At 70.2% G+C, this 21,839-nt stretch carries 20 protein-coding genes; 9 read left to right on the plus strand and 11 right to left on the minus strand.

The annotated features are described in order from the left end of the window. Positions 1-14: 14 nt before the first annotated feature. From ACGFJ2_RS39195 to ACGFJ2_RS39215, 5 genes are all read left to right on the plus strand, one after another. On the plus strand, positions 15-1,145 hold the full coding sequence (locus tag ACGFJ2_RS39195; protein WP_357949180.1) for a DUF1996 domain-containing protein: 1,131 nt from the start codon (positions 15-17) through the stop codon (positions 1,143-1,145). Between the two features lie 54 nt (positions 1,146-1,199). After that, positions 1,200-1,979 carry a hypothetical protein gene (locus ACGFJ2_RS39200; protein ID WP_357949178.1) on the plus strand — a complete coding sequence of 260 codons (780 nt, stop codon included), beginning with the start codon at positions 1,200-1,202 and terminating at the stop codon, positions 1,977-1,979. Between the two features lie 55 nt (positions 1,980-2,034). Beyond that, positions 2,035-3,513 (plus strand): NADH-ubiquinone oxidoreductase-F iron-sulfur binding region domain-containing protein, encoded by a 1,479-nt coding sequence (locus ACGFJ2_RS39205; protein WP_357949175.1) that lies wholly within the window; start codon positions 2,035-2,037, stop codon positions 3,511-3,513. Positions 3,514-3,686: 173 nt separating this feature from the next. Continuing rightward, complete coding sequence (locus tag ACGFJ2_RS39210; RefSeq protein WP_393477233.1) at positions 3,687-5,123, plus strand: FAD-binding oxidoreductase; 1,437 nt, start codon at positions 3,687-3,689, stop codon at positions 5,121-5,123. 42 nt (positions 5,124-5,165) lie between these two features. Beyond that, positions 5,166-5,795, plus strand: coding sequence for a GNAT family protein (locus tag ACGFJ2_RS39215; RefSeq protein ID WP_357949170.1), 630 nt, complete (start codon positions 5,166-5,168; stop codon positions 5,793-5,795). Here the strand turns inward: ACGFJ2_RS39215 and ACGFJ2_RS39220 are convergent. The 3 genes from ACGFJ2_RS39220 to ACGFJ2_RS39230 all read right to left on the minus strand — a co-directional run bounded on the left by ACGFJ2_RS39220 (position 5,792) and on the right by ACGFJ2_RS39230 (position 10,494). Continuing rightward, a complete protein-coding gene (locus tag ACGFJ2_RS39220) occupies positions 5,792-7,426 on the minus strand; it encodes a hydantoinase B/oxoprolinase family protein (protein ID WP_393477236.1) in 1,635 nt (544 codons plus the stop codon). The two genes, ACGFJ2_RS39215 and ACGFJ2_RS39220, sit on opposite strands and share 4 nt — an antisense overlap. Beyond that, entirely contained in the window at positions 7,423-9,444 is a 2,022-nt protein-coding gene (locus ACGFJ2_RS39225; protein WP_393477239.1) for a hydantoinase/oxoprolinase family protein, read from the minus strand. The genes ACGFJ2_RS39220 and ACGFJ2_RS39225 overlap by 4 nt, the downstream gene beginning before the upstream one ends. A gap of 90 nt (positions 9,445-9,534) precedes the next feature. Beyond that, complete coding sequence (locus tag ACGFJ2_RS39230; RefSeq protein ID WP_393477241.1) at positions 9,535-10,494, minus strand: AraC family transcriptional regulator; 960 nt, start codon at positions 10,492-10,494, stop codon at positions 9,535-9,537. Positions 10,495-10,584: 90 nt separating this feature from the next. On the opposite strand from ACGFJ2_RS39230, the gene ACGFJ2_RS39235 reads away from it, so the two are divergent. Then, on the plus strand, positions 10,585-11,502 hold the full coding sequence (locus ACGFJ2_RS39235) for an NADP-dependent oxidoreductase (protein ID WP_358179884.1): 918 nt from the start codon (positions 10,585-10,587) through the stop codon (positions 11,500-11,502). Beyond that, the gene (locus ACGFJ2_RS39240) at positions 11,502-12,062 is read left to right on the plus strand and encodes an NADPH-dependent FMN reductase (RefSeq protein ID WP_393477244.1); all 561 of its coding nucleotides are present in this window, start codon (positions 11,502-11,504) and stop codon (positions 12,060-12,062) included. The genes ACGFJ2_RS39235 and ACGFJ2_RS39240 overlap by 1 nt, the downstream gene beginning before the upstream one ends. Before the next feature lie 25 nt (positions 12,063-12,087). On the opposite strand, the gene ACGFJ2_RS39245 is transcribed toward ACGFJ2_RS39240, so the two are convergent. Genes ACGFJ2_RS39245 through ACGFJ2_RS39255 form a run of 3 tightly spaced genes read right to left on the minus strand, consistent with a single transcriptional unit; the run spans position 12,088 to position 15,878 of the window. After that, positions 12,088-14,049 (minus strand): acetoacetate--CoA ligase, encoded by a 1,962-nt coding sequence (locus ACGFJ2_RS39245; RefSeq protein WP_393477247.1) that lies wholly within the window; start codon positions 14,047-14,049, stop codon positions 12,088-12,090. 57 nt (positions 14,050-14,106) lie between these two features. Beyond that, positions 14,107-14,964 carry a serine hydrolase gene (locus tag ACGFJ2_RS39250; RefSeq protein WP_393477249.1) on the minus strand — a complete coding sequence of 286 codons (858 nt, stop codon included), beginning with the start codon at positions 14,962-14,964 and terminating at the stop codon, positions 14,107-14,109. After that, a complete protein-coding gene (locus tag ACGFJ2_RS39255) occupies positions 14,961-15,878 on the minus strand; it encodes a LysR substrate-binding domain-containing protein (protein WP_357949149.1) in 918 nt (305 codons plus the stop codon). The genes ACGFJ2_RS39250 and ACGFJ2_RS39255 overlap by 4 nt, the downstream gene beginning before the upstream one ends. Before the next feature lie 114 nt (positions 15,879-15,992). On the opposite strand from ACGFJ2_RS39255, the gene ACGFJ2_RS39260 reads away from it, so the two are divergent. Beyond that, the gene (locus tag ACGFJ2_RS39260) at positions 15,993-17,549 is read left to right on the plus strand and encodes a penicillin-binding transpeptidase domain-containing protein (RefSeq protein ID WP_393477252.1); all 1,557 of its coding nucleotides are present in this window, start codon (positions 15,993-15,995) and stop codon (positions 17,547-17,549) included. Positions 17,550-17,633: 84 nt separating this feature from the next. Here the strand turns inward: ACGFJ2_RS39260 and ACGFJ2_RS39265 are convergent, their stop codons facing one another. From ACGFJ2_RS39265 to ACGFJ2_RS39285, 5 genes are all read right to left on the minus strand, one after another. Next, complete coding sequence (locus tag ACGFJ2_RS39265) at positions 17,634-18,347, minus strand: haloacid dehalogenase-like hydrolase (RefSeq protein ID WP_357949143.1); 714 nt, start codon at positions 18,345-18,347, stop codon at positions 17,634-17,636. An 81-nt stretch (positions 18,348-18,428) separates the two neighbouring features. Further along, positions 18,429-19,055, minus strand: coding sequence for an HAD family hydrolase (locus ACGFJ2_RS39270; RefSeq protein ID WP_357949140.1), 627 nt, complete (start codon positions 19,053-19,055; stop codon positions 18,429-18,431). 113 nt (positions 19,056-19,168) lie between these two features. Then, positions 19,169-19,621, minus strand: a complete 453-nt coding sequence (locus tag ACGFJ2_RS39275; protein WP_357949138.1) for a DUF2690 domain-containing protein — start codon at positions 19,619-19,621, stop codon at positions 19,169-19,171. Between the two features lie 96 nt (positions 19,622-19,717). Continuing rightward, a complete protein-coding gene (locus ACGFJ2_RS39280) occupies positions 19,718-20,230 on the minus strand; it encodes a DUF6912 family protein (protein WP_358179869.1) in 513 nt (170 codons plus the stop codon). Between the two features lie 31 nt (positions 20,231-20,261). Continuing rightward, a complete protein-coding gene (locus tag ACGFJ2_RS39285) occupies positions 20,262-20,906 on the minus strand; it encodes an HAD family hydrolase (RefSeq protein ID WP_393477256.1) in 645 nt (214 codons plus the stop codon). A 139-nt stretch (positions 20,907-21,045) separates the two neighbouring features. Between ACGFJ2_RS39285 and atpB the strand changes: the two genes are divergently transcribed. Next, on the plus strand, positions 21,046-21,837 hold the full coding sequence (gene atpB, locus ACGFJ2_RS39290; protein WP_357949131.1) for a F0F1 ATP synthase subunit A: 792 nt from the start codon (positions 21,046-21,048) through the stop codon (positions 21,835-21,837). The last annotated feature ends 2 nt before the right edge of the window (positions 21,838-21,839 follow it).

Raw genomic sequence — 21,839 nt, forward strand, 5'->3', positions numbered from 1 at the left:
GCGGCGGAGCCCTCTTGGCCGCGCCGACCCCGGAGCCGCAGGACACCGGCAACGGCCAGGACCAGCAGAACAACAACCAGGACCAGAACAACAACAACCAGGATCAGCAGCAGCAGGACCAGCAGGGTCAGCAGGACCAGGGCCAGCAGCAGCAACAGGACCAGGGTCAGCAGCAGCAGTTCCGCCGCCGGGGCAACAACAACAACCAGAACCCGACGAAGAGCCCGTCCGCGTCCCCCTCCCCCACCGAGAGCGACCACGACGAGGGCGAGTGCGCCGACCTAGGCCCGTTCGTCGAGGACTTCGTCGACATCCGCCAGGTCGGCCGCGGCCAGCTCGCCAACCCCCAGTTCGGTAGGAACGGCTCCAGGGGCACCTTCGTCTCCGCCTGTGGGACGAACGGCAACAAGCACAACAACCCTGACAACTTCATCGTCGCTCCGGGCGTGAGCAACGGCGCTCACCACCTGCACGACTACGTGGGCAACCTGACGACGGACGGGTTCTCGACAGACCAGAGTCTCGCCGCAGGAGGCACCACCTGCCGGTTCGGCGACAAGTCGGCCTACTTCTGGCCAGTGCTCCGCGACCGCAAGGTGGATGTCAACACCAACGACCAGGACGGCAACGTCGGCCAGGTCCTGCGGGCCCGCCAGGTGACCCTCCAGTTCCGCGGCAACGCCACGTCCAGGGTGGTCGCGATGCCGAGGTTCCTGAGGATCATCACCGGTGACGCGAAGGCGGCCACGAACGGCGGGGCGAACGCGAAGGCCGCGTGGACGTGTACCGGCTTCCAGAACCGCATCACTAATAACAAATATCCACTCTGCCCACGCGGCAGCCAAGTCGTCCGTATTCTAGATTTCCCAAGCTGCTGGGATGGACAGAACACCGACAGCGCCAACCACCGCACGCACATAGTGTTCCCGGGCCAGGGTGGCGCCTGCCCGCAGGGAACGAAGGCCGTCCCACAGCTGCGTATGTCCCTCACGTACTCGGTTCCACAGGGACCGTCCTTCGCCGTGGACGCGTTCCCTGAGCAGAAGCACAATCCGGTGACCGATCACGCAGACTTCGCCAACGTGATGTCTGACCAGCTCATGAACTTCGTGGTCAGCTGCATCAACCGCGGACGTCGTTGCTGACGTAGATCGGCCCTCCCGAGTCGCACCCTCAATCGACGACCATGGAGGGAATCGATGCTCCACAGAAGACTGCCCCGGCATGCTCCGAGCAAGCTGGACTCCAGGTGGGTCCGGTTCGGGGTAAGCGCCGTGCTGGCCGCGCTGGTCCTGGCGGGGTTCGCCCTGACCAGGACCGACAGCGGGATCTCAGTGCTCGGCCAAGGGGTGGCTTTCCTCGAGTTCTACGCGGGCGTGTTCGCCCTGGTGCTGCTGAGTGCGACGGTCGGGCTCGGCCTGCTCACCACCGAACGCGTCTTCCTGTCCCCGTCCAACAGGGTCAGGGCACAGCTGGCACACCGGGCCACAGCGATGATCGGGATGGCCTACCTGGTCACGCACATCACCCTCATGGTCAGTCTGGGGCATGCCCCACTGGCCGCGACAGTGGTCCCAATTGCCGGTATCTATGTGGGATTCGGCGCTGTAGCCTTCGACATGATGGTGATCATCGTTGTGTCGGGAATGGTCCGAGGACGGTTCGCGGTGACGGCCAAGCCATGGATATGGCGGACGCTCCACGCCACCGCGTACCTGTCCTGGCCCGTGGCCATCATGCATGGCCTGACCGCGGGCCGTCCTCCGGCGCCTTGGGTGGCGTGGTCCTACATCGCCTGCCTCGCGGCGGTCGGTGGGGCGTTGCTCGTCCGAGTGCTCGCCACCACGCTCAGGCCGGCTCTCCAGCCGGAATGGGTGAAGACGATGGAGGTCGACACCTCACCGGTCGAGCGGCCGGTGGACGTCAACGCGCCGGTTAGCCTCGACGCGGCGCGCAGGAAGTACCGGGAGGCGGGATGAGACCGCACAGGAATGCCCAGGAGGCGCCAGAGTGATCCCGCATAGAGTCCCACGCGTGTTACGCGTGGGCCCGGCCCGGCTGACCGCCGGGCTGGAGCACACCAGGCGGATCGATCTGCCGGCGCACCGGACGCTTCACGGCGAGCCGGTGTTGCGCGATATCGAGACGCTGATCGCCCAGGTGAACGAGGTCGACATGCGCGGCCGAGGCGGAGCGGCGTTCCCCGTCGGCCGCAAGCTGCGCGCCGTCGCCGACGCCGCCGGGGCACGCGAGAGTGTCGTGCTGGTCAACGGCTCGGAGGGCGAGCCGGCCAGCTTCAAGGACACCATGATGCTCATCCGCAACCCGCACCTCGTGCTCGACGGAGCGGTCCTCGCCGCCGAGGCCCTGCACGCGCGCGAGGTCGTCGTGGCGATCGGATCCGGCGGCGAGGTGGCCGAGTCATCGGTCTCCGCGGCCGTGGCCGAGCGCCGCGCCGCCAATGTGGCGGGCGGCCAGGAGAGCCACGTGAAGATCCGGGTGGTCGGCCTGGAGGAGCGGTTCATCTCGGGCGAGGGCGGCGCGCTGGTACGCGGCGTGAACGGCGACGTGGCCATCCCCAACGGCCGCAAGAAGCGCGCCGCCGAGAGCGGCGTGGACGGCCTGCCCACGCTGCTGTCGAACACGGAGACCTTCGCCCAGCTCGCCCTGCTCGCCGAGTTCGGCCCCGAAGGGTACGCCGAGTACGGCACCGCCAAGGAACCCGGCACCGTCCTGCTCAGCGTGAGCGGCGGCGCCACCAACCCCGCCGTCGTGGAGGCGCCCACGGGCACCCCGCTGATCGACGTCCTCGACCTGTGCGAGGCGGAGATCGGCGACGGCGTCCTCATGGGCGGCTACCACGGCGCCTGGATGAGCTACGAGAACGCCCTCTCCGCGGTGATCTCGCGCGAAGGCATGAAGAAGATGGGCAGCGAGCTGGGTGCCGGGATCATCGTCCCGCTCGGCGACTCGACCTGCCCACTCGGCGAGACCACCCGGGTGGCGGCCTACCTCGCCGCCCAGTCCTCGGGCCAGTGCGGCCCCTGCCGCCTCGGGCTGCCCGACGTGGCGCGGGCACTGCTCGCACTGGTCGAGGGCACCGGGTCCACGGACGCGGTACGCCGCACCGTACGCGCCGTCGAGCGAAGAGGCGCCTGCTTCCACCCCGACGGCACCGCCAGGTTCGTCCTCTCCTCCCTGGACGCCTTCGAGAGCGACATCGCCCTTCACCTGGAGTACGGCTCCTGCGGCCGGCCGGTCCGCGGCGTGCTGCCTCTCCCGGAGCACGAGGACGAGCCCGAGTACCGCCTGGACGTGGACTGGACCCGTTGCGAGGGCCACGGCCTGTGCGCGCACCTGCTGCCGGAATTCGTGGAACTGGACGAATACGGCTTCCCGTCCTTCAAGACCGTGCCGGGCTGGATGGCGAAGGAGGCGCGTCGGGCCGTCGACATGTGCCCCGCGCTGGCCCTGCGCCTCAATGAGTCCATAGCGGTACGGGCGGCGGGTTAATCCCCCGGTCCGTCCGCCTGAGCGCGCTCAGGCGGACGGACCGGGCTCCTCTCGTACTGACCGGGCCCCTCCGGCACCGGCACCGGGCTTGCCTGGTTACGCATTTGTGACCAACCTGGCGGCTTCCGGGGTCGTCTCACCGATCGGTTCACCACGATCACCAGGAGACGACCATGGACCGCCGCGACTTCCTCCGCGCCGCCACGCTGGCACCGGTACTGGGGCTGGTCTCCGTACCGCCCGCGCTCGCCTCCTCCGCCCCCGACTGGCCGGGGTTACGCCGCCGCCTCACCGGCAAGCTCGTCCTGCCGGCCGACGCGGGGTACGGCGCGGCGCGGCGGCTGTTCAATCCCGCCTTCGACAGCATCAGGCCGGGCGGCGTCGCCTATTGCGCGACCCCCGCGGATGTCTCCGCGTGCCTGTCCTTCGTCCGCGCGAACCACCTGCCCGTCACCGCCCGCTCGGGCGGCCACTCCTACGCGGGCTGGTCCACCGGCACCGGCCTGGTGATCGACGTCTCCCGGATGAACTCCGTCAGTCACGCCGCCGGCCGCGCCACCGTGGGCGCCGGGGCCAAGCTGGTCGACGTCTACGACAAGCTGGGCCGCGCCGGCGTGAGCATCCCCGCCGGTTCGTGCCCCACGGTCGGAGTGAGCGGCCTGGCGCTGGGCGGCGGGATCGGCGTGGTCTCCAGGAAGTACGGCCTGACCTGCGACACGCTCGAGTCCGTACGGATCGTCACGGCCGACGGCCGCCTCCTGACCTGCGACGCCGACCACCACCCCGACCTCTACTGGGCGTGCAGGGGCGGTGGCGGCGGGAACTTCGGCGTGGCGGTGTCCTTCACCTTCCGCACGCACAAGACCCGCGACACCACCGTGTTCTTCCTGCACTGGCCGTGGGCCAAGGCCGAGGCGGCGGTCAAGGCCTGGCAGTCCTGGGCGCCCACCGCGCCGGACGAGCTGTGGTCCACGCTGCACCTGACTCGGAACAACGGGCTGGACGTGCAGATCGGCGGTACGTACCTGGGCGGGAAGGCGGCGCTCGACCGCCTCCTGGCGCCACTCGTCGCCCAGATCGGCCGCCCCTCCTCCCGCTACGCCTCCACGACGTCCTACACGCACGCCATGATGGTCATGGCGGGCTGCTCCTCACTCTCGGTCGCGCAGTGCCACCTACCTGGCCAGACCGCCGCGGGCCGCCTCAGCAGGGACACCTTCGCCGCCAAGTCGCATCTGGCCTACCAGAAGCTGTCGGCGGCCGGGATCAGGGCGCTGGTCGCCGGGGTGGCCCGAGCGGGAGAGCACACCGTACAACTGGACGCGCTGGGCGGCGCGGTCGCCCGGGTCCGCCCGGACGCCACCGCCTTCCCGCACCGGGCGGCGCTGTTCGGCGTCCAGTACTACTCGAAAGGCACCGGCCGGGCCTGGCTGCGCGGCATCCACGGCGACATGCGGGCGCATCTGGGCGATCACGCGTACGTGAACTACATCGACCCGGACCTGACCGACTGGCGGACCGCCTACTACGGAGCCAACGCGCCACGCCTGGCCGCCGTGAAGGCCGCCTACGATCCCGGCCGGGTCTTCCACCTGCCCCAAGGTGTGTAAATCGGTCGCCGGACCGGGCCGTGAGCTGGGAAGATCGGTAACATGCGCAACTGGCCGCTCTTCGGGCTATCCGTGACCACCCCCCGTCTCGAACTCCGTATACCGTCGCTCGCGGACCTCGACGAGCTCGGAGACCGAGCGGCCGAAGGCGTACACGAGCCGGGCTACATGCCGTTCCTGTTCCCGTGGTCCGACGCCGAGCCGCAGGAGCGGGCCAAGGCCACCGTCCGCTACCACTTCCGCACCTGGGCCGAGTTCAGCCGGGAGAAGTGGACGCTGGAGTTCGCGGTGGTCTCGGAGGGCCAGGTGGTCGGCGTGCAGGCACTGATGGCCTCCGACTTCCTGGTCACGCGGGAGGCCGGCACGGGTTCGTGGCTCGGCAAACGCTTCCAGGGCAGGGGCATCGGCAGGGAGATGCGCGCGGCCGTACTCCACCTGGCCTTCGAGGGTTTGGGCGCCGAGTACGCGACGACGGAAGCCTTCCACGACAACCACGCCTCACTCGCGGTGACACGCCGCCTCGGCTACCACGAGGACGGCATCATCCTGCACAACCGCAAGGGCACAGTGGCAACAGGCCGCCGCTTCCGCCTACCCCGGTCCGACTGGAAGCCGATGAACGGCATCGAAATCCACAACTTGGACCCCTGCCTACCCCTCTTCGGTCTCTAGCAAGGGCCGGTGACCATCCCCTGGGTGAGGTCGTCCGCGACGGCCTCGGGATCGCGCAGGTCCGCCTGCCCGTACCCACCGCCGCCTCCCGACTCGCAGCGCAGCACATCTCCCGCACTGACCGGCAGCGCGTTGACCTTGAGCATCTCGCGCTGCCGCGGCGTGCCGGGGTTGAGCGTGACGCGCGGCGGCGCGCCGGCCGCGCCCCCGGCCAGACCCCACGCGGGAGTGACCGAGCGCTCGAACCACAGCGACAACGAGGTGTCGCCGATGAACTCGTACTCGCGGACCACGCCGTTGCCCCCGCGCCACTGTCCCTGGCCGCCGGTGTCGGGGCGGACCTCGTAGCGGGTGACGCGGACCGGGAAGAGCGTTTCGAGCACCTCGATCGGCATGTCGCGCAGCGACCCGTTCACGTTGTTGATCAGGCAGGTCTCGCCGTCGCCACCCTCCCAGGCGCCCCAGCCGCCGACGGTGGCCTCCTGCGAGACGTACAGCTTGCCGGTACGCGGGTCGGTGCCGGTGAACTGGACGATGAGGGAGTCGCCGTAGGAGGCCGCGGCGGCTTTGCCGGGCACGACCGGGGCCAGCGCCTTGACGACGAGGTCGATGAGCAGGCCGAGGTGGGAGTAGTAGTACTGGCAGGCGGCGGGCGACTGGGCCGCCAGCATGGAGCCCGGCCTGGTGGCCACGTCGAGGGGACGGAACGAGCCGCCGTTGAGCGGCACGTCGGCGCTGATGAGCAGCTTGTACGCGACGCGGACGGCGGCGACCGCCTGGGCCGCTCCGCAGTTGACCGGCCCGGTCGCCTGGTCGGCGCAGTCGGTGAGGTCGACGTGGACGCGCTCTCCCTCGACGGTCACGGTGACGTTGACCGGCAGCGGGGTGGCCAGGTCGATGCCGTCGTTGTCGAGGAACCCGCCGGCGGTGTAGGTGCCGTCGGGGATGGCGGCGACGGCCTGGCGTTCGAGGCGCTCGGTCTGGGCGAAGATCTCGTCACGGGCGGCCATCACGGTCGCCACGCCCCAGCGCCCGACGATCTCGGCCAGGCGGCGCTGTCCGGTCATCGCGCAGGCGACCTGGGCGCGCATGTCGCCGAGCGTGGCGTGGGGGAAGCGGACGTTCCGGGCGATGACCTCGTGCAGGTCGCGGCAGGGCGCGCCGTTCTCGTAGATCTTCATCGGGCCCATGCGCAGTCCCTCCTGGAAGATCGAGGTGGAGTCCATGGAGCCGCCGGGGTCCTTGGAGCCCATGTCGAGCCAGTGGGCGCGCGAGGCGGCGAACCCCACGAGCTCGCCGCCGACGAAGATCGGGCCGTAGACCGTGACGTCGTTGAGGTGCGTGCCGCCGATGTAGGAGTCGTTGAGCACCCAGACGTCGCCCTCCTGCCAGACGTCACGGCCGAACATCCGCTCGGTCTCGCGGGTGCACACCTCCAGGTTGCCCAGGAAGATCGGCAGACCGCTCGACTGACCGAGAACGTTGTGGTCGCGGTCCATGAGCGCGACGGCGCAGTCCTTGGCCTCGTAGATGACCGGCGTGTAGGAGGAGCGGATGAGGGTGGTGTTCATGTCTTCCGCCGCCTGGAGGAGCGCGCAGCGGATGATCTCTGTGGTCACGGGGTCGATCATGAGGTCACCTTGATGATCAGGAAGCCGTTGGCGTCGACGGTGGCCAGGCAGCCGGGCGGGATGACGGTGGTGGCCGTCTCCTCCACCACGATGGCGGGCCCCTCGATCTCGCCGTCCAGGGCGCTTCTGCGCAGGACGGCGGTGCGGTGCACCTGCCCGTCGAAGATCACATCGCGTACGGCGGGCGGGTGCGTCTCGCGCACCGGAGCCGCGGTGGCGGCCTTGGGGAAGGTGCCGAAGCCGGTGCTGCGCAGCATGACGAACTCGACCGGCGCCTCGGGCGTGGCATGGCCATATCTGCTGGTGTGGGCCTCGGCGTAGCGCCGCGCGATGGCCTGGCGGAAGCCGGGCGCAGCGGGCTCGGTGGCGTCCAGGAGCGGGATCGTGAGCGTGTAGTCCTGCCCCTCGTAACGCATGTCCAGCGCGTGCTCGACCCGCCGCCGGTCGAGGGGGACGCCCTGGCTGTCGAGCGCGGCCATGGCGTCGCGTTCGAGCTCGGCCAGCCGCGCCGCCAAGTGCTCGCCGTCGAGGTCGTCCTGCGCGCGGAAGTACGGATGGGTGAGGTCGCGCCGTACCTCGGCCTCCAGCATCCCCCACGCGGAGAAGGCGCCGGGGAAGCGCGGCACGACCACCTCGCCGATCCCGAGCTCGCGGGCGATGAAGACGGCGTGCATGGCGCCCGCGCCGCCGAAGGCGACCAGGGCGAACTCGCGCGGCTCCACGCCGTGCTCGACCGTGAGCGTACGGATGGCCTGGGCCATCTTGGCGTTGGCGACGTCACATATGCCCTCGGCCAGCTGGAGCGGATCCATGTCGAGGGTCTCGGCGAGCGTGGCGACGGCCGTCCCCGCCGCCTCGACGTCCAGCTCCATCAGACCGCCGGCGAACCAGGCGGGGTCGACGCGGCCCAGCACCACGTTGGCGTCGGTCACGGTCGGCCGGTCGCCGCCCCTGCCGTAACAGGCGGGCCCCGGCACGGCCCCCGCCGACTCGGGGCCGACGCGCAGCGCGCCCGCCTCGGCGTAGGCGATGGAGCCGCCGCCCGCGCCGATGGTGTGCAGGTTCACGATCGGCATCAGGACGGGGAAGCCCTCGATGTGCGCCTCGGCGCTGATGTCCGGGCGGCCGTTGACGACGAGGGAGACGTCGAAGGAGGTGCCGCCCATGTCCACGCAGATGGCGTTCTCGCGGCCGAGCAGGCGGGCCGCGGCGACCCCGCCCATCGTGCCGCCGACGGGGCCGGACAGCAGGGTCTGCAGGGGCCGCCGCATCGCGAAACCCGCGTTGACCAGGCCGCCGGAGGACTGCATCACGTGTACGGGCACGGCCAGGCCGCGCTCGGCGAAGCGCCGCTCGATCCGCGACAGGTAGGTGCGCACGACCGGTCCGGCGTAGGCCTCGAGAACGGCGGAGGAGGTGCGCTCGTACTCGCGCCACTCCCTGGCCACCTCGTGGCTGAGCACGATCAGGACGTCGTCGCCGAGCTCCTGCCTGAGGATCTCGCCCGCGCGGAGCTCGTGGGCCGGGTTGGCGAAGGAGAACAGCAGCGTGACCGCGACGGCGTCGAAGCCCTCGGCCTTCGCGCGGTGGGCGGCCCGTCGTACGGCCTGCTCGTCGAGCGGCTGGAGCTCCGCGCCGCGCCAGTCGAGACGGCCCGCCGCCTCCATGACGTCGGCACGGGGCACCAACGGCGTCGGTTTGCGGTAGCGCAGGTCGAACATGCGGTCGCGGTTGCCGCGGGCGATCTGGTAGACGTCGCGCGCGCCGGCGCTGGTCAGCAGCAGGACCTTGGCGCCCTTGCGTTCGAGCAGGGCGTTGAGACCCTGGGTGGTGCCGTGCACGAAGAAGGAGATGAGGGTCGGGTCGTCGACCACGCGGCCGAGCGCGGCGAAGACGCCCTCGGCGAGATCTCCGGGGGTGGTCGGCGCCTTCGAGGCCAGCACGGCACCGGTCTGCTCGTTGTAGCAGACCACGTCGGTGAAGGTACCGCCGATGTCCATGGCGACACGAAAAGTCATGGCCGCACCGTATGCGGTCCTGGCCGTCCACAGGTGTGCCGGATGCACGGCTTGCGCGCCCACCTCATGCGTCTCGCACCTCCCTGGGCGCTAAGTCGTTTGTGCCATCCCGGCAGGCGCAGGTGACGGGCAGACCTGGCGGCGGTATCTGCCGGGCGGCGTGCCGTACTCGCGCTTGAAGGCGTTGGCGAAGGCGAACTCGGAGGTGTAGCCGACGCGCGCGGAGATCTCGCTCAGGGAGTCCTCCGACTCGCGGAGCAGGCGGGCGGCCGTGGCCAGGCGCCACCACGTGACGTAACTGAGCGGCGGCTGGCCGATCAGGGAGGTGAAGCGGCGGGAGAAGGCCGCGCGAGAGAGCCCGGCCTTGCCGCCGAGCGCCTCGACCGTCCAGGGATGCGCGGGATCGCGATGGATCGCATTGAGCGCCACGCTGATCGACGGGTCGGCCAGGGCGGTGGCCCAGCCGCCGACCTCGCATTGCGTGGGCCCGGTGTCGAGCCAGGCGCGCAGGATGTACAGCAGCAGCATGTCGAGCAGCGAGGTGACGATGGTGTCGGCGCCCAGGCGCGGACTGCCGATCTCGCTGCCGAGCAGGTCGACGGCCGCGCGGAGCTCGGGATGGTGGCCGAGGCGGGCGGGCAGGTGGACCATGTCGGGCAGGTCGCGCAGGATCGGATGGGCCCGGCTGGGGTCGAGCCGGTAGCCGCCGCAGAGCAGGACCGTGGCCGCGCCGGGCCCCTCCATGGAGGCCGAGGCGAACAGGTCCCGCTCCTCCAGCGGGTCGCAGTCAGGGTCGGCCAGCGGGGTGGCCGGGCTGTCGGCCATCGCGTAGCCGTGGCCGTGCGGGAAGAAGACCACGTCGCCGACGCTCAGCTGGACGGGGTCGCCGTCCGGCGGGATGAGCCACGGGGAGCCTTGGATGATCACCTGGAAGCCCGCCGAGCCGGGAGCCGAGGGGAACAACTGGCCCCAGGGGGCGTGCCATTCGACGAGCGCGGATCGGGGCTGTCCGGTGCGCATGATGGCGATCACATCGCTGAGCACGTCCATGGTCGAAGTCTAGCCTGCGAGACGCTCGCGTATAAAAGGCAGATACCCAAGCATTGGCCATCTCGCACCGGGCTCCTACCGTTGTTCCCCATGAGCCCAACCATGAGCGCCGCCCGGATCCACGAGTACGGCGACGCGTCCGTGATCCGCTACGACCGGATCCCGCGGCCCTCGCCGGGGCCCGGGGAGGTGCTGGTCCAGGTGGCCGCCACCTCGTTCAACCCGTCCGAGGTGGGGTTGCGGGCCGGGTTCCTGCGGGACCTGCTCCCGGTCACCCTGCCGTACACGCTGGGCCTGGACCTCGCCGGCACGGTCGTCGAGGTGGGCGCGGACGTACAAGGGCCCGCCGTCGGCGACCGGGTCATCGGCCTCGTGGAGGGGGCGGCGGCCGAGTACACGGTGGCGGCGGCGAGTTCGCTGGTCAGGGCGCCGGAGCGGCTCCCGCTGGCGGACGCCGCCGCCATCCCGGTCGCCGGGCTCACCGCCTGGCAGGCGGTCCACGAGCACGCCCGCGTCGAACCGGGGCAGCGGGTGCTGATCAACGGGGCGGGCGGCGGGGTGGGGTTGTTCGCCGTGCAACTGGCCAAGCTGGCGGGCGCGACCGTGATCGCGACGGCCGGTCCGCGCAGCGCGGCAGCGGTACGACGCTACGGCGCCGACGAGGTCGTCGACTACACCACTTTGTCAGCACTTACTTCGACCCCGTTGCCCGGCGGCATGGACGTGGTGCTCAACCTGGCGGCCATCGGGCCGGAGCAGGCGGCGACGCTGGCCACGCTGGGCGAGGTGATCGTCACCATCGCCACCCCGATCGACGCGCCCCGAGCCACCCACTTCGTGGCCCGCAACGACCCGGCGCACCTGGCCCGGCTGGTGGCGCTGATCGACAAGGGCGAGCTCGTGGTGGAGATCGCCGAGACATACCCACTGACCGGCCTTGACGAGGTTCATCGCCGGGCCGAGGCCGGGCAGACACGCGGAAAAATCATCATTCAAGGGGATAAATAATGATCAAGATTGGCATCATCATCGGCAGCACCCGGCCGGGCCGCAACGCGGACACCGTGGCCGAGTGGGTGCACGACCTGGCCGCCAAGCGCGGCGACGCCGAGTTCGAGGTGGTGGACCTGCGGGACTTCGACCTGCCGCACCTGGACGAGGCGTTCCCGGCGGCCTACGGCCAGTACGAACGCCCCCACACCCGTGCCTGGTCGGAGCGCATCGCCTCGTTCGACGGCTTTGTGTTCGTGACCCCGGAATACAACAGCTCCACCTCGGGCGTGCTGAAGAACGCGATCGACTTCCTCTACGCCGAGTGGGCGGACAAGGCGGCCGGGTTCGTCAGCTACGGAGTCGACGGCGGCGCCCGCGCGGCCGAACACCTCAGGCAGGTGCTCGGCCGGGTCAAGGTCGCCGACGTGCCGGCTCAGGTCACGCTCTCGCTGCACACGGACTTCGAGGGGTTCACCGACTTCAAGCCCGCCGCGCACCGCGAGGAGATGGTCGCCACGATGCTGGACCAGATCGTCTCCTGGGGTACCGCGCTGCGCCCGCTCAGGGCGGCCTGAAGCGGGCTCAAGGCTTGAAGCGGGCTCAAGGCTTGAAGTGGCGCAGCACCTCCGGGTTGGCCATGGCGTCGGGGTTGGCCGCCTGCTCGACCGGGGTGCCGAGGAGGATCTTGCGTACCGGCACCTCTAGCTTCTTGCCCGACAGCGTGCGCGGGATGCCGGGCACCGCGTGGATCTCGTTGGGCACGTGCCGGGGGGACAGCTCCTGCCGCAGGGCCGTACGCAGGGCCTCGACCAGCGAGTCCGACAGCGTGACGCCCTCGGCCAGCGTGAGGTAGAGCAGCAGCCGCCCCTCCTGCCCGAGCTGGCCGGTGTCGATCACGAGGCTGTCGACGATCTCGTCGAACCGCTCGACGACCCGGTAGAACTCGCTGGTGCCCATCCGGACGCCACCCCGGTTCAGCGTCGAGTCGGAGCGGCCGTAGATCACGCAGCTGCCGTCCTCGTTCAGCTTGATCCAGTCGCCGTGCCGCCACACGCCCGGGTAGACGTCGAAGTAGCTCTCGCGGTAGCGGTCACCGTCGGGGTCGTTCCAGAACATGACCGGCATCGACGGCATCGGCTGCGTGAGCACGAGCTCGCCCACCTCCCCCACGACCGGCTCGCCCAGGGGGTTGAACGACTCCACCCGCGCCCCCAGCGACCGGCAGGGGATGATGCCCGCCCGGATCGGATGCAGCACGGTCGCGCCGACGAACCCGGTGCACACGTCGGTGCCGCCGGAGAACGACCCGAGCGGGATCCCCGGCAGCTGCGCGGCCACCCAGGCGAACCCTTCGGGCGGCAGCGGTGACCCGGTCGAGCCGATGCCGCGCAGCGCCTCCAGCCCCTCGGGCGTGATCCCGGCCTTCAGCGAGGCCATGATGTACGGCGCGCCGACCCCGAAGTAGGTCACCCCTTCCGAGGCGGCGATCCGCCACAGCACCGCGGCGGAGGGGTAGGCGGCCGAGCCGTCGTACAGCACCGGGGTGGCGCCCACCAGCAGGCCGCCGATGAGGTAGTTCCACATCATCCAGCCCGTGGTGGTGTACCAGAAGAACACATCCCCCTCGCCGAGATCCTGGTGGAAGGAGAGCGACTTGAGGTGTTCGAGGATCACTCCCCCGTGCCCGTGCACGATGGGCTTGGGCAGCCCGGTCGTACCGCTGGAGTAGAGGATCCACAGCGGGTGGCCGAACGGCACCCGCTCGAACTCCAGCGGCCCTTCCTCCGCGCGCAGCCCCTCCCAGCCGATCACCTCGCCGTGCGGCACGGAGTCGGTGTGCGCGGCGCCGGGCTCGGCCTGCTGCGGCGGCTGCCCCTCCTCGGCCGCCGAAAGGTACGGGATCCAGACGGTCGCGCGGAGCGTGGGCAGCTCGGCGGCGATCTCGTTGACGGCCGCCGACCGGTCGTAGCTCTTGCCGTTGTAGTGGTAGCCGTCGACCGCGATCAGCACCTTGGGCTCGATCTGCTTGAACCGGTCGACGATGCTCGGCACGCCGAAGTCCGGGGAGCCGGCCGACCAGATCGCGCCCAGGGACGCGGTGGCCAGGAAGGCGATCAGGGCCTGCGGGATGTTCGGCAGGTAGCCGGCCACCCGGTCGCCGCGCCCGACGCCGAGGCGGACCAGGCCCGCCCGGACCCGGGCGACCTCCTCGCGCAGCTCGGCGTAGGTCAGCTCCTGGCGGGCGCCGTCCTCCGATATGAAGACGATCGCGGTGCCGTCACGTTCGCGCAGCGCGTTCTCGGCGTAATTGACGGAGCTGCCGGTGAACCATTCGGCGCCCGGCATCGTCCCGGTCATGACGGGCCCGTCACCACGTTCGCCGATGACCTCGAAGTAGTCCCAGATCGACGTCCAGAACTCCGCCGGACTGTCGACCGACCAGCGCCACACCTCCTCGTAGTCCGACCCCGCCCGGCCCAGCCACTCCAGATAGTGAGTCAGCCTGGCGCGCGCGATGACGTCTTCGGTCGGTTCCCAGAGAAGTGTGCCTTCAGCAACCATGTGCCCATCCTGTCGGCCGGTAGGGGCAATGTCATACCCGAACCGCCACATAACTTGCTACCGGCGTAGGTGGTCCACCGCCATACGCGCGGCCGTGCCGATCACCGCGTCGGCGCGCGGCTGGTTGAGCGCGGTGCTGACCGAGCGGGTGAACACCGCCACCGCGTACTGGCCGCCGTCGGGATACTCGACCACGCCCGCCTCGTTGCGGAGTGTCGGGAGCGTCCCGGTCTTCCCGCTGACCTCCACGTCGTCGTACGGGAAGCCGGAGGCCAGCCGGTGCGGCCAGACCTGCAGGTTCAGGACGTTGCGCATCCAGGCGCACGATTCCGGCGAGGCCGCCTGATCACGCCAGATCAGGCCGAACAGCGTAGCCGTCTCGCGCGGCGTGGCGCTGTTGGCGCGCGGGGGGTCGAGCACCCGCAGCCGCGCGACGTCCTCAGGATCGAGGTACGGCCAGCCGTGCCCGGCGTCCTCGGCCATGCTCTCGTAGATGTCCCGGCAGCTCTGCCGCACCCGCGTCTCGGGCAGCCCGAACCCGTCGAGCATCGCGTTGATCTCGTCACGCCCGACCCTGGCCAGCAGCGCGTCGGCGGCGGTGTTGTCGCTCAGCGTGATCATCAGGTGGCCCAGGTCGCGCAGGGAGATCGTGACGTCGTCGAGCATCGCGCACAGGCCGGTGGGCCCGGTCACCCGGTCGGCGGCCCCCACGGTCACCCGGCTCGCCGGATCGAGCAGCCCGGCGTCGGCCTGGCGGCAGAACTCCACCATCAGCGGCACCTTGAACATCGAGGCGGTCGGCAGCGGCACGTCGGAGCCGAGCCCGAACTCCCGGCCCGAGCGCAGGTCGGTCGCGTGCAACCACCCGGTCACGCCCGCCGCGCCGAACAGCGCGGCCAGATCCGGCTCGTTCATGCCAGCATCCCGGGTCTGCGGCTGATGTGCCGCACGGGCGCCGCGGCCTCGTCCGTCATCCCGGCGCTCTCTTTCAGCGTTCGTACGGCCACCGCCGAGAAGCCGGCGACCGCGTCCGTCTCCACTCGCCAGGCCGTGGAGACCCGGGAACTGATCGGCGAGCCTAGCAGCGGGCGCCAGACGATCCCAGGGTGGTCCATCCTGGCCCCGAACGCCACCGCCGCCCCGGCGAGCACCAGGCCGAGCCCGGCGCCCTGATGCACCTGGGCGGGCACGTAGCCGTGGCGGCGGCACTCCGCCAGCGTCACGGCGTGCAGCCCCGGCTCCCCCTCCTTGGGCGGCATCAGCAGCTCGCGGCCCGCCAGGTCGGCCAGGTGCACCTCCCCGGCCACGGCCAGGGGGTCCCCCTCGGCCAGCAGCACGCCCTGCGGCTGCACCAGCACCTGCCCGAACCGCAGCCCCGGCGCGTTGATCGGGTGGCGCACGATGCCGACGTCGATGGCGCCTTCGGTCAGCGCGGCCACCTGATCGGCCGTCCAGATCTCCGCCGGCGTCAGACGTACGTCCGGATTGCTCGCGCGGAAGCCCTCGACCAGGGCGGCGATCACCGCGGCGGCCAGGTCGGGCGGGACGCCGAGCTTGAGCGCCCCGCCCCCGCCGTGGCGGACGAGCTCGCGCAGCCGGTCGGCCCTGGTCACGATCTCGCGGGCCTCGCCGAGCAGCAGGCGGCCCGCCTCGGTCAGCCGGACCTGCCGGGCGGAACGGTCGAAGAGCCGCACGCCGAGCTCCTCCTCCAGGCGCTTGATCCGCTGGCTGAGCGGCGGCTGGGCCATGCCGAGCCGGATCGCGGCATTGCCGAAGTGGAGTTCCTCCGCCACCACGGTGAAGTAGCGCAGATGCCGGACAAGGTCCATGACCAGCAACTATATCCACATTTATATCTATGTGGCGCTCATATCGGTATTGGACACCACGCAGCGGGCTCTGGTGTGCTCGGCCCCATGGGGTCACCAAGGGGGACAATGTTCATGAATCTTCAGCCGGAATCGCCGCCCAGGCGAAAACGCCGCTGGCCGTGGATCACCGCCGCCGTGCTGGTCCCCGCCGTCGCGGCGGCCGGCACCATCTGGGTGCTGCGTACGAAGGGCACTCCGGAGGAGACGGCGGACTCGTACCTGTCCGCCTGGTCCGTCCAGAACTATGCGCGGATGCGGGAGCTCGTCGCCGACCCGCCCGCCGACTTCGAGCGCTGGCACCAGCGCTTCCGCGCCGACCTCAAGCTCACCAGCGCGACCTTCACGCGCGACACGGCCGCCGCGGACGGTGTGATCACCTTCCGCGCCGGCCTCACCGGCCCGAAGAGCTGGACGTACGACGGCAGGCTCAAGCTCGTGGAACGCGGCGGCGGATGGCAGGTCGACTGGACCCCCGCCGCCATCAACCCCTCGCTCAAGCAGGGCAGGTCCCTGCGGCTGGTCACGGAGAAGGCCGCGACGGTCCCGGTGCTGGCGGCCGACGGCAGCCGCGTCGACACCCCGGACGCGCCCGGCTCGGTGCTGCAGCTCGTCGAAGGGCTCAAGCAGACCTATCCGGACCGGCTCGCCGACGGGCAGTCCCGCAGGATCGACCTCTACCAGGGCGAGCGGTTCCTCCAGACCATGGTCAAGCCGGCGGAGCGGACGCCGTTCCACACCACGATCGACCTCAAGGTGCACCGGGCGGGCGCCGCCGCGCTCGACGGCGTGCGCAAGCCGGCCTCGCTGGTCGCCGTCCGGCCGTCGACCGGCGAGATCCTGTCGGTGGTCAACAAGCCGGGCGGGTTCAACCGGGCGCTGCTCGGCAAGTACCCGCCCGGCTCGACGTTCAAGGTCGTGACGGCCTCCGCGCTGGTCGCGGACGGGGCGGAGGCGAACGAGCAGGTCGAGTGCCCGCCCGAGCAGAACATCGGCGGCTTCCCCTTCCACAACGCGGGCTTCCACGACTACGGCAGGCTCTCCTTCCGCGACGCCTTCGCCCACTCGTGCAACACCACGTTCGGCGCCATGGGGGTGGCCAAGCTCGGGAACGGCCGGCTCGCCGAGGTGGCCGGCGCGTTCGGCTTCGGCTCCGCGATCACGCCGGGCGTGCCGGCGGTGAAGGCCGAGTTCCCGGCGCCGAAGGACGACACCGACCTGGCCTCCGCCTCGATCGGGCAGGGCAGGGTGCTGGCCAGCCCGCTCAACATGGCATCGGTGGCCGCCGCCATCGCCGACGGCTCCTGGCGCCCGCCCCGGCTGGTCGCCCAGGAGCTGGTGCCGGACCGCACCCTCCGGCCGCGCCCCTTGGAGGACGGCGTGGTGCGGGCCCTGCGTGAGCTCATGCCCGCCGTCGTCACGGACGGAACCGCCCAGGCGGTGCGGTTCCCCTCCGGTACGGCCGGCAAGACCGGTACGGCGGAGTACGGCTCGGGCAAGGAGCCGCCGGCGCACTCCTGGTTCATCGGCTACCGGGGGGACCTGGCGTTCGCGGTGATCGTGGAGGGCGGTGGCGCGGGCTCCGCAGTGGCGGCCCCGATCGCGGCCCGCTTCCTCGGCGCACTGAGCTGAGGTGCGGCCTGGCCGACGTGCGGCCTGGCCGACGTGCGGTCTGGTTGACGTGCGACCTGGCTGATGTGCGGCCTGGTGGTCAGGTCAGGGGCTGACCGGTCTGCGGTCGACCGGCGTGGTGAGGCCCGCGACCGCGGCCACCACCTCCGAGGCGTTGGACAGATCGGGCAGCACGAGGTCGGCCCCGGCCTCGCGCAACTCGCTCGCCATCGACCGGCCCGAGGCCACCCCGATCATCGCCGCCCCGCCGATCTTGGCGGCCTGCACGTCACGCGTCGAGTCGCCGATCACCACGGTGTTGGCCGCGGTGAACGGCATGCCGAAGCGCGCCTTGGCCCGCCCTTGGGCGACCTGGAGCAGCGTCGCCTTGGGATAGACCTCCTCGCCGTAGCCACCGAGCTCGAAGTCGACGTACTTGTCCAGCCCGAACGCCTTGAGCTTGTGCACGGCGTTGCTTTTGATCGTGCCGGTGAGCACCGACTGGACCACGCCGTCGAGCCCGGCGACGGCCTTGAGCGCCTCCTTGGCCCCCGCCATCACGTGGCCCTCGGTGGCCAGCCGCTTGCGCCGGTCGGCGAAGGCCATCGCCAGCGCGGACAGGAATCTCGGCAGGGTGTCGTCCTCGGTGACGATGCCGTTGACCGCGAGGGTCTCGAAGACGATCTCGGAGTCGGGCCGGCCGCGCGCCGGCGCCAGCTTGAGCAGCGGACGCCCCGTCACGGCGCGGAACGCCTCGGCGTAGGCGTCCCTGGTCACGATCGCGACGTCGACCAAGGTGAGGTCGATGTTCCAGAGCACAAGGCGTTTGATGGCGACCTCCTGTGGGGGATCCAGCCAGGGTACGGCTATCTGCCCGCCCAGGGCTGCCTGCTGGGGGATTCAGGCATAGGTGAGGGCTTGCGCGAGGGTGTCGACGACCGGCAGGCCGGTGGCCTCCAGCTCGGCGCGCGTCGTCATGCCGCCGGTGTAGAGGACGGCCCTGGCGCCCACGTGCTTGGCGGCGAGCCCGTCGTCGACGCTGTCGCCGATCACCAGGATCTCGCGGGCCTCGACGTCGATGGCCTCGATGTGCGCGGTCAGGTGCGCGGCCTTCTCGCCCCCGGTCAGCCCCACCAGGCCGTCGACCCTGGTGAAGTGCCGGGTGATGCCGAAGGACTCGATCAGCGGCACCAGGTGGGTGTGCGGGGCCATCGAGCAGAGCGACTGGGTGCCCGTCCAGCTGGTGAGCGACAGCTCGGCGTCGGCGGCCAGCCCGCAGGCGACGCTGAGACGGAAGTAGTGCTCATGGAAGCCGTTGTCGAGCAGCTCCCACTCGCCCTCGTTGAGCGGGCGGCCGAGCAGCCGCTCGTAGGCGACCCAGATGGGCCGGGTGTAGACCGCGCGGAAGTCGTCAGCGGTCAGCGGCGGCAAATCGTACGACCGGAAGACCTCGTTGGTGGCCCCGACCACGGCGTCGATGTCGTGGAACAGCGTGCCGTTCCAGTCCCAGATGATGTGCTTTGTCATGTCACGATCAGTTTAACGGGCGGGTGTGACATCCCGGTGAACGGCGAAGCCGCAGCCTGTTGGCCGCGGCTTCACCCGTGACTGCGGGTCAGACCCGCACTACAGAGGTGCGGCTAGCCGCAGGCCTTGGCGGTGGTGCCGGCGCCGTTCTGGCCGCCCCGGCCGCCGTTCCACTGGACGCTGGCGCCGCCCCAGGCGCACATGTTGTTGGCCGAGAGCATGTTGCCCCAGTGACGGCCGCCGTTGCCCTTCTTGAAGGCGAACCGGTCGTACCTGCCGTCCGCGGTGTAGACGCTGATGCTGCCGGACGCGGACGTGGCCGTCTTGATCTCGATCCAGTTGGTCTTGCACCTGCCCGACCACCAGAGCTGGATCGTGCCGACCTTGCCGTTGGCCCGGCTGTTGATCGAGCCGGTCTTCACGATCTTGGCTGAGTTGCCGCAGCCGGTCTTGTAGGGGTCCTTGTGGTCGTACGGCTTCGCGGTCGCCTGCGCACTGGCGGGAGAGATCGTGAGCAGGGCCGCCGCCACCGCGCCGACCGCGATGGCCGTCACTCGAAACTTCACTGGAACCGACTCCTTGAGTCCGGGATGGGGTCCGTCTGGACCTTAGCGAGAAGTTTCAAGAAATGGTCAAGGTACTGTGAGCTATTTAACGCGTACCTAACGTGTCTGCAGCAGATCGGGAATCTCCTGCGTGGCGAACCACATGAGCTCGTGCGCCTCGGCGCCGTCCACGGTGAAGCGGGCGTCGTCGTCGCCTCCGTCAGCGGCGGGGAGGGCGGCGACCGCGGCCTGGATGTCCGGGATCGCGTAGAGGTCGTCGACGTGGACCGCGGCCACCTTGCCCAGCGGAACCGGCGCCGTCACGCGTACTCGGGCCCGTTCTTCCAGGTCGGCGCCGATGGAGAGGGTGCCGTCGGGCACCTCGGCGACGACGACCACCCGTCGGGAGGCCGCCTCGACGCCGTCGGCGCGGTCGGCGGCCAGCCGGCGCAGCGAGGCGCGGGCGGCCTCGGTGAGGGCCACGTATTCGAGCTCCTCGGTGTCACCCGAGGCGTACCACTCGGTCAGCGCGGGGGTCACCGCGTAGCCGGTCAGCGGGGCCGGGCCTAGCTCCCCTGCCTCGACCGCTCGGGCCAGCGCGGGGAGCGTGCACGGCAAATAGACGCGCATCACGAACCTTTCACAGCGTGCAAGGGCTCTATCATGCCCGTCGCAACGGAAGTTGGAGCAGAGTCTCGAGTTCCGCGATGGTCGAATCGGCGTCGCGGTGGTGGATGCCCGCCATGCCGAGGCCCCGAGCGGCCAGGATGTTGACCTCGATGTCGTCGATGAACACGCACGCCTCGCCGGGCAGCCCGACCCGGCCGAGCGCGTGCTCGAAGATGCGCGGCTCCGGCTTGCGCATGCCGACCTCTCCGGAGATCACGACCGCGTCGAAGAGCTCGTCCCAGTCGTCCCGGGGATAGACGTTGGACCAGGAGTTGGACAGCAGGCACGTCTTGACGCCGTTGCACTTGACGTCGCGCAGCATGTCGTACATCACCTCGACCCGCTCGAAGCCCGCGAACATCCGCTCCAGCAGCCCCTCGGCCTCGGGCGAGACCCCGTCGACGGTGAGCAGCCGGGCGGCCAGGTCGCGCTCGAACGCGGCCCCGTCGATCTCCCCGCGCTCCAGCGCGTTGACGACGCTCTCCTGCTCGCCGCCGTAGGCCTGGTCGATCAGCTCGCGCATGACGGCTCGGTAGTGACGGTCGTCGATGCGGTCCGCCTCGATCCACTTGCCGATGGAGACAGAGAGACTGGTGGTGAGCACGCCACCCCAGTCGATCAGTACCCCTGTGATCAAGGCTCCTCCTTGGAATCCCGTTCTAGGGTAGTTGAGCGTCGCACATCACCCGCAGACCCACACAAACCCCGGATAAAAGACGGCCAAATTCCCTGGCTATGGTGAGGTTCCATTGAGCTGACCCCATGGAGGGACCGCCGTGCGGACGACGATCCTGATCACCTCGGATGAGTTCAAAGCTCCTGGTACGGAGCTGTTCGACTTCGACCCGATACTCCCCGGCGGGCCGGAATGGCTGACCAAGCCCACGCTGCTCGCCCTGCTCTCCTCGATCATCGTCATCGCCCTGTGCTGGGGCGCCTTCGCCAAGCCGAAACTGGTCCCCCGAGGCTGGCAGAACCTCGGCGAGTACGCCTACGTGTTCGTCCGCGAACAGGTGGCCAAGCCCAATCTCGGCAAGGACGCCGACCGCTGGATGGGCCTGCTCCTCACGATCTTCCTGACCGTGCTGGTCTGGAATCTGATGGGCGTCGTCCCGTTCATCCAGTTCCCGGTCGCCGCGCACATCGACTTCCCTCTCGGGCTGGCGCTCAGCGTGTACGTCGTCAAGGTCTTCCTCGGCGTCAAGCACCACGGCGTGCGCGGCTACCTGAAGGGCGTGGTGTACCTCGAGGGCCTACCCGGCTGGGCCTACGGCATCTACGCCCCGCTGATCCTCGCCGAGACCTTCATCAACTCGCTGTTCACGCACTTCATCCGGCTGTTCGCGAACATGTTCGCCGGCCATCTCCTGCTGGCCTTCTTCAGCTCGGTCGGCTTCTGGTTCCTGTTCGAGCGGCTCACCGTGCTCGGCGCGGGCATCGGCGTCCTAGGCGTGGCGATGACGATACTGATGACCGCGTTCGAGATGTTCATCCAGTTCCTGCAGGCGTTCCTGTTCGCCCTGCTCGCCGCGATGTTCATCGCGAGCGGGCTGAAGGGCTCGCACTGAAG

The organism is Nonomuraea sp. NPDC049028 (assembly GCF_043197735.1).
In the GTDB taxonomy this organism is placed as follows: domain Bacteria; phylum Actinomycetota; class Actinomycetes; order Streptosporangiales; family Streptosporangiaceae; genus Nonomuraea.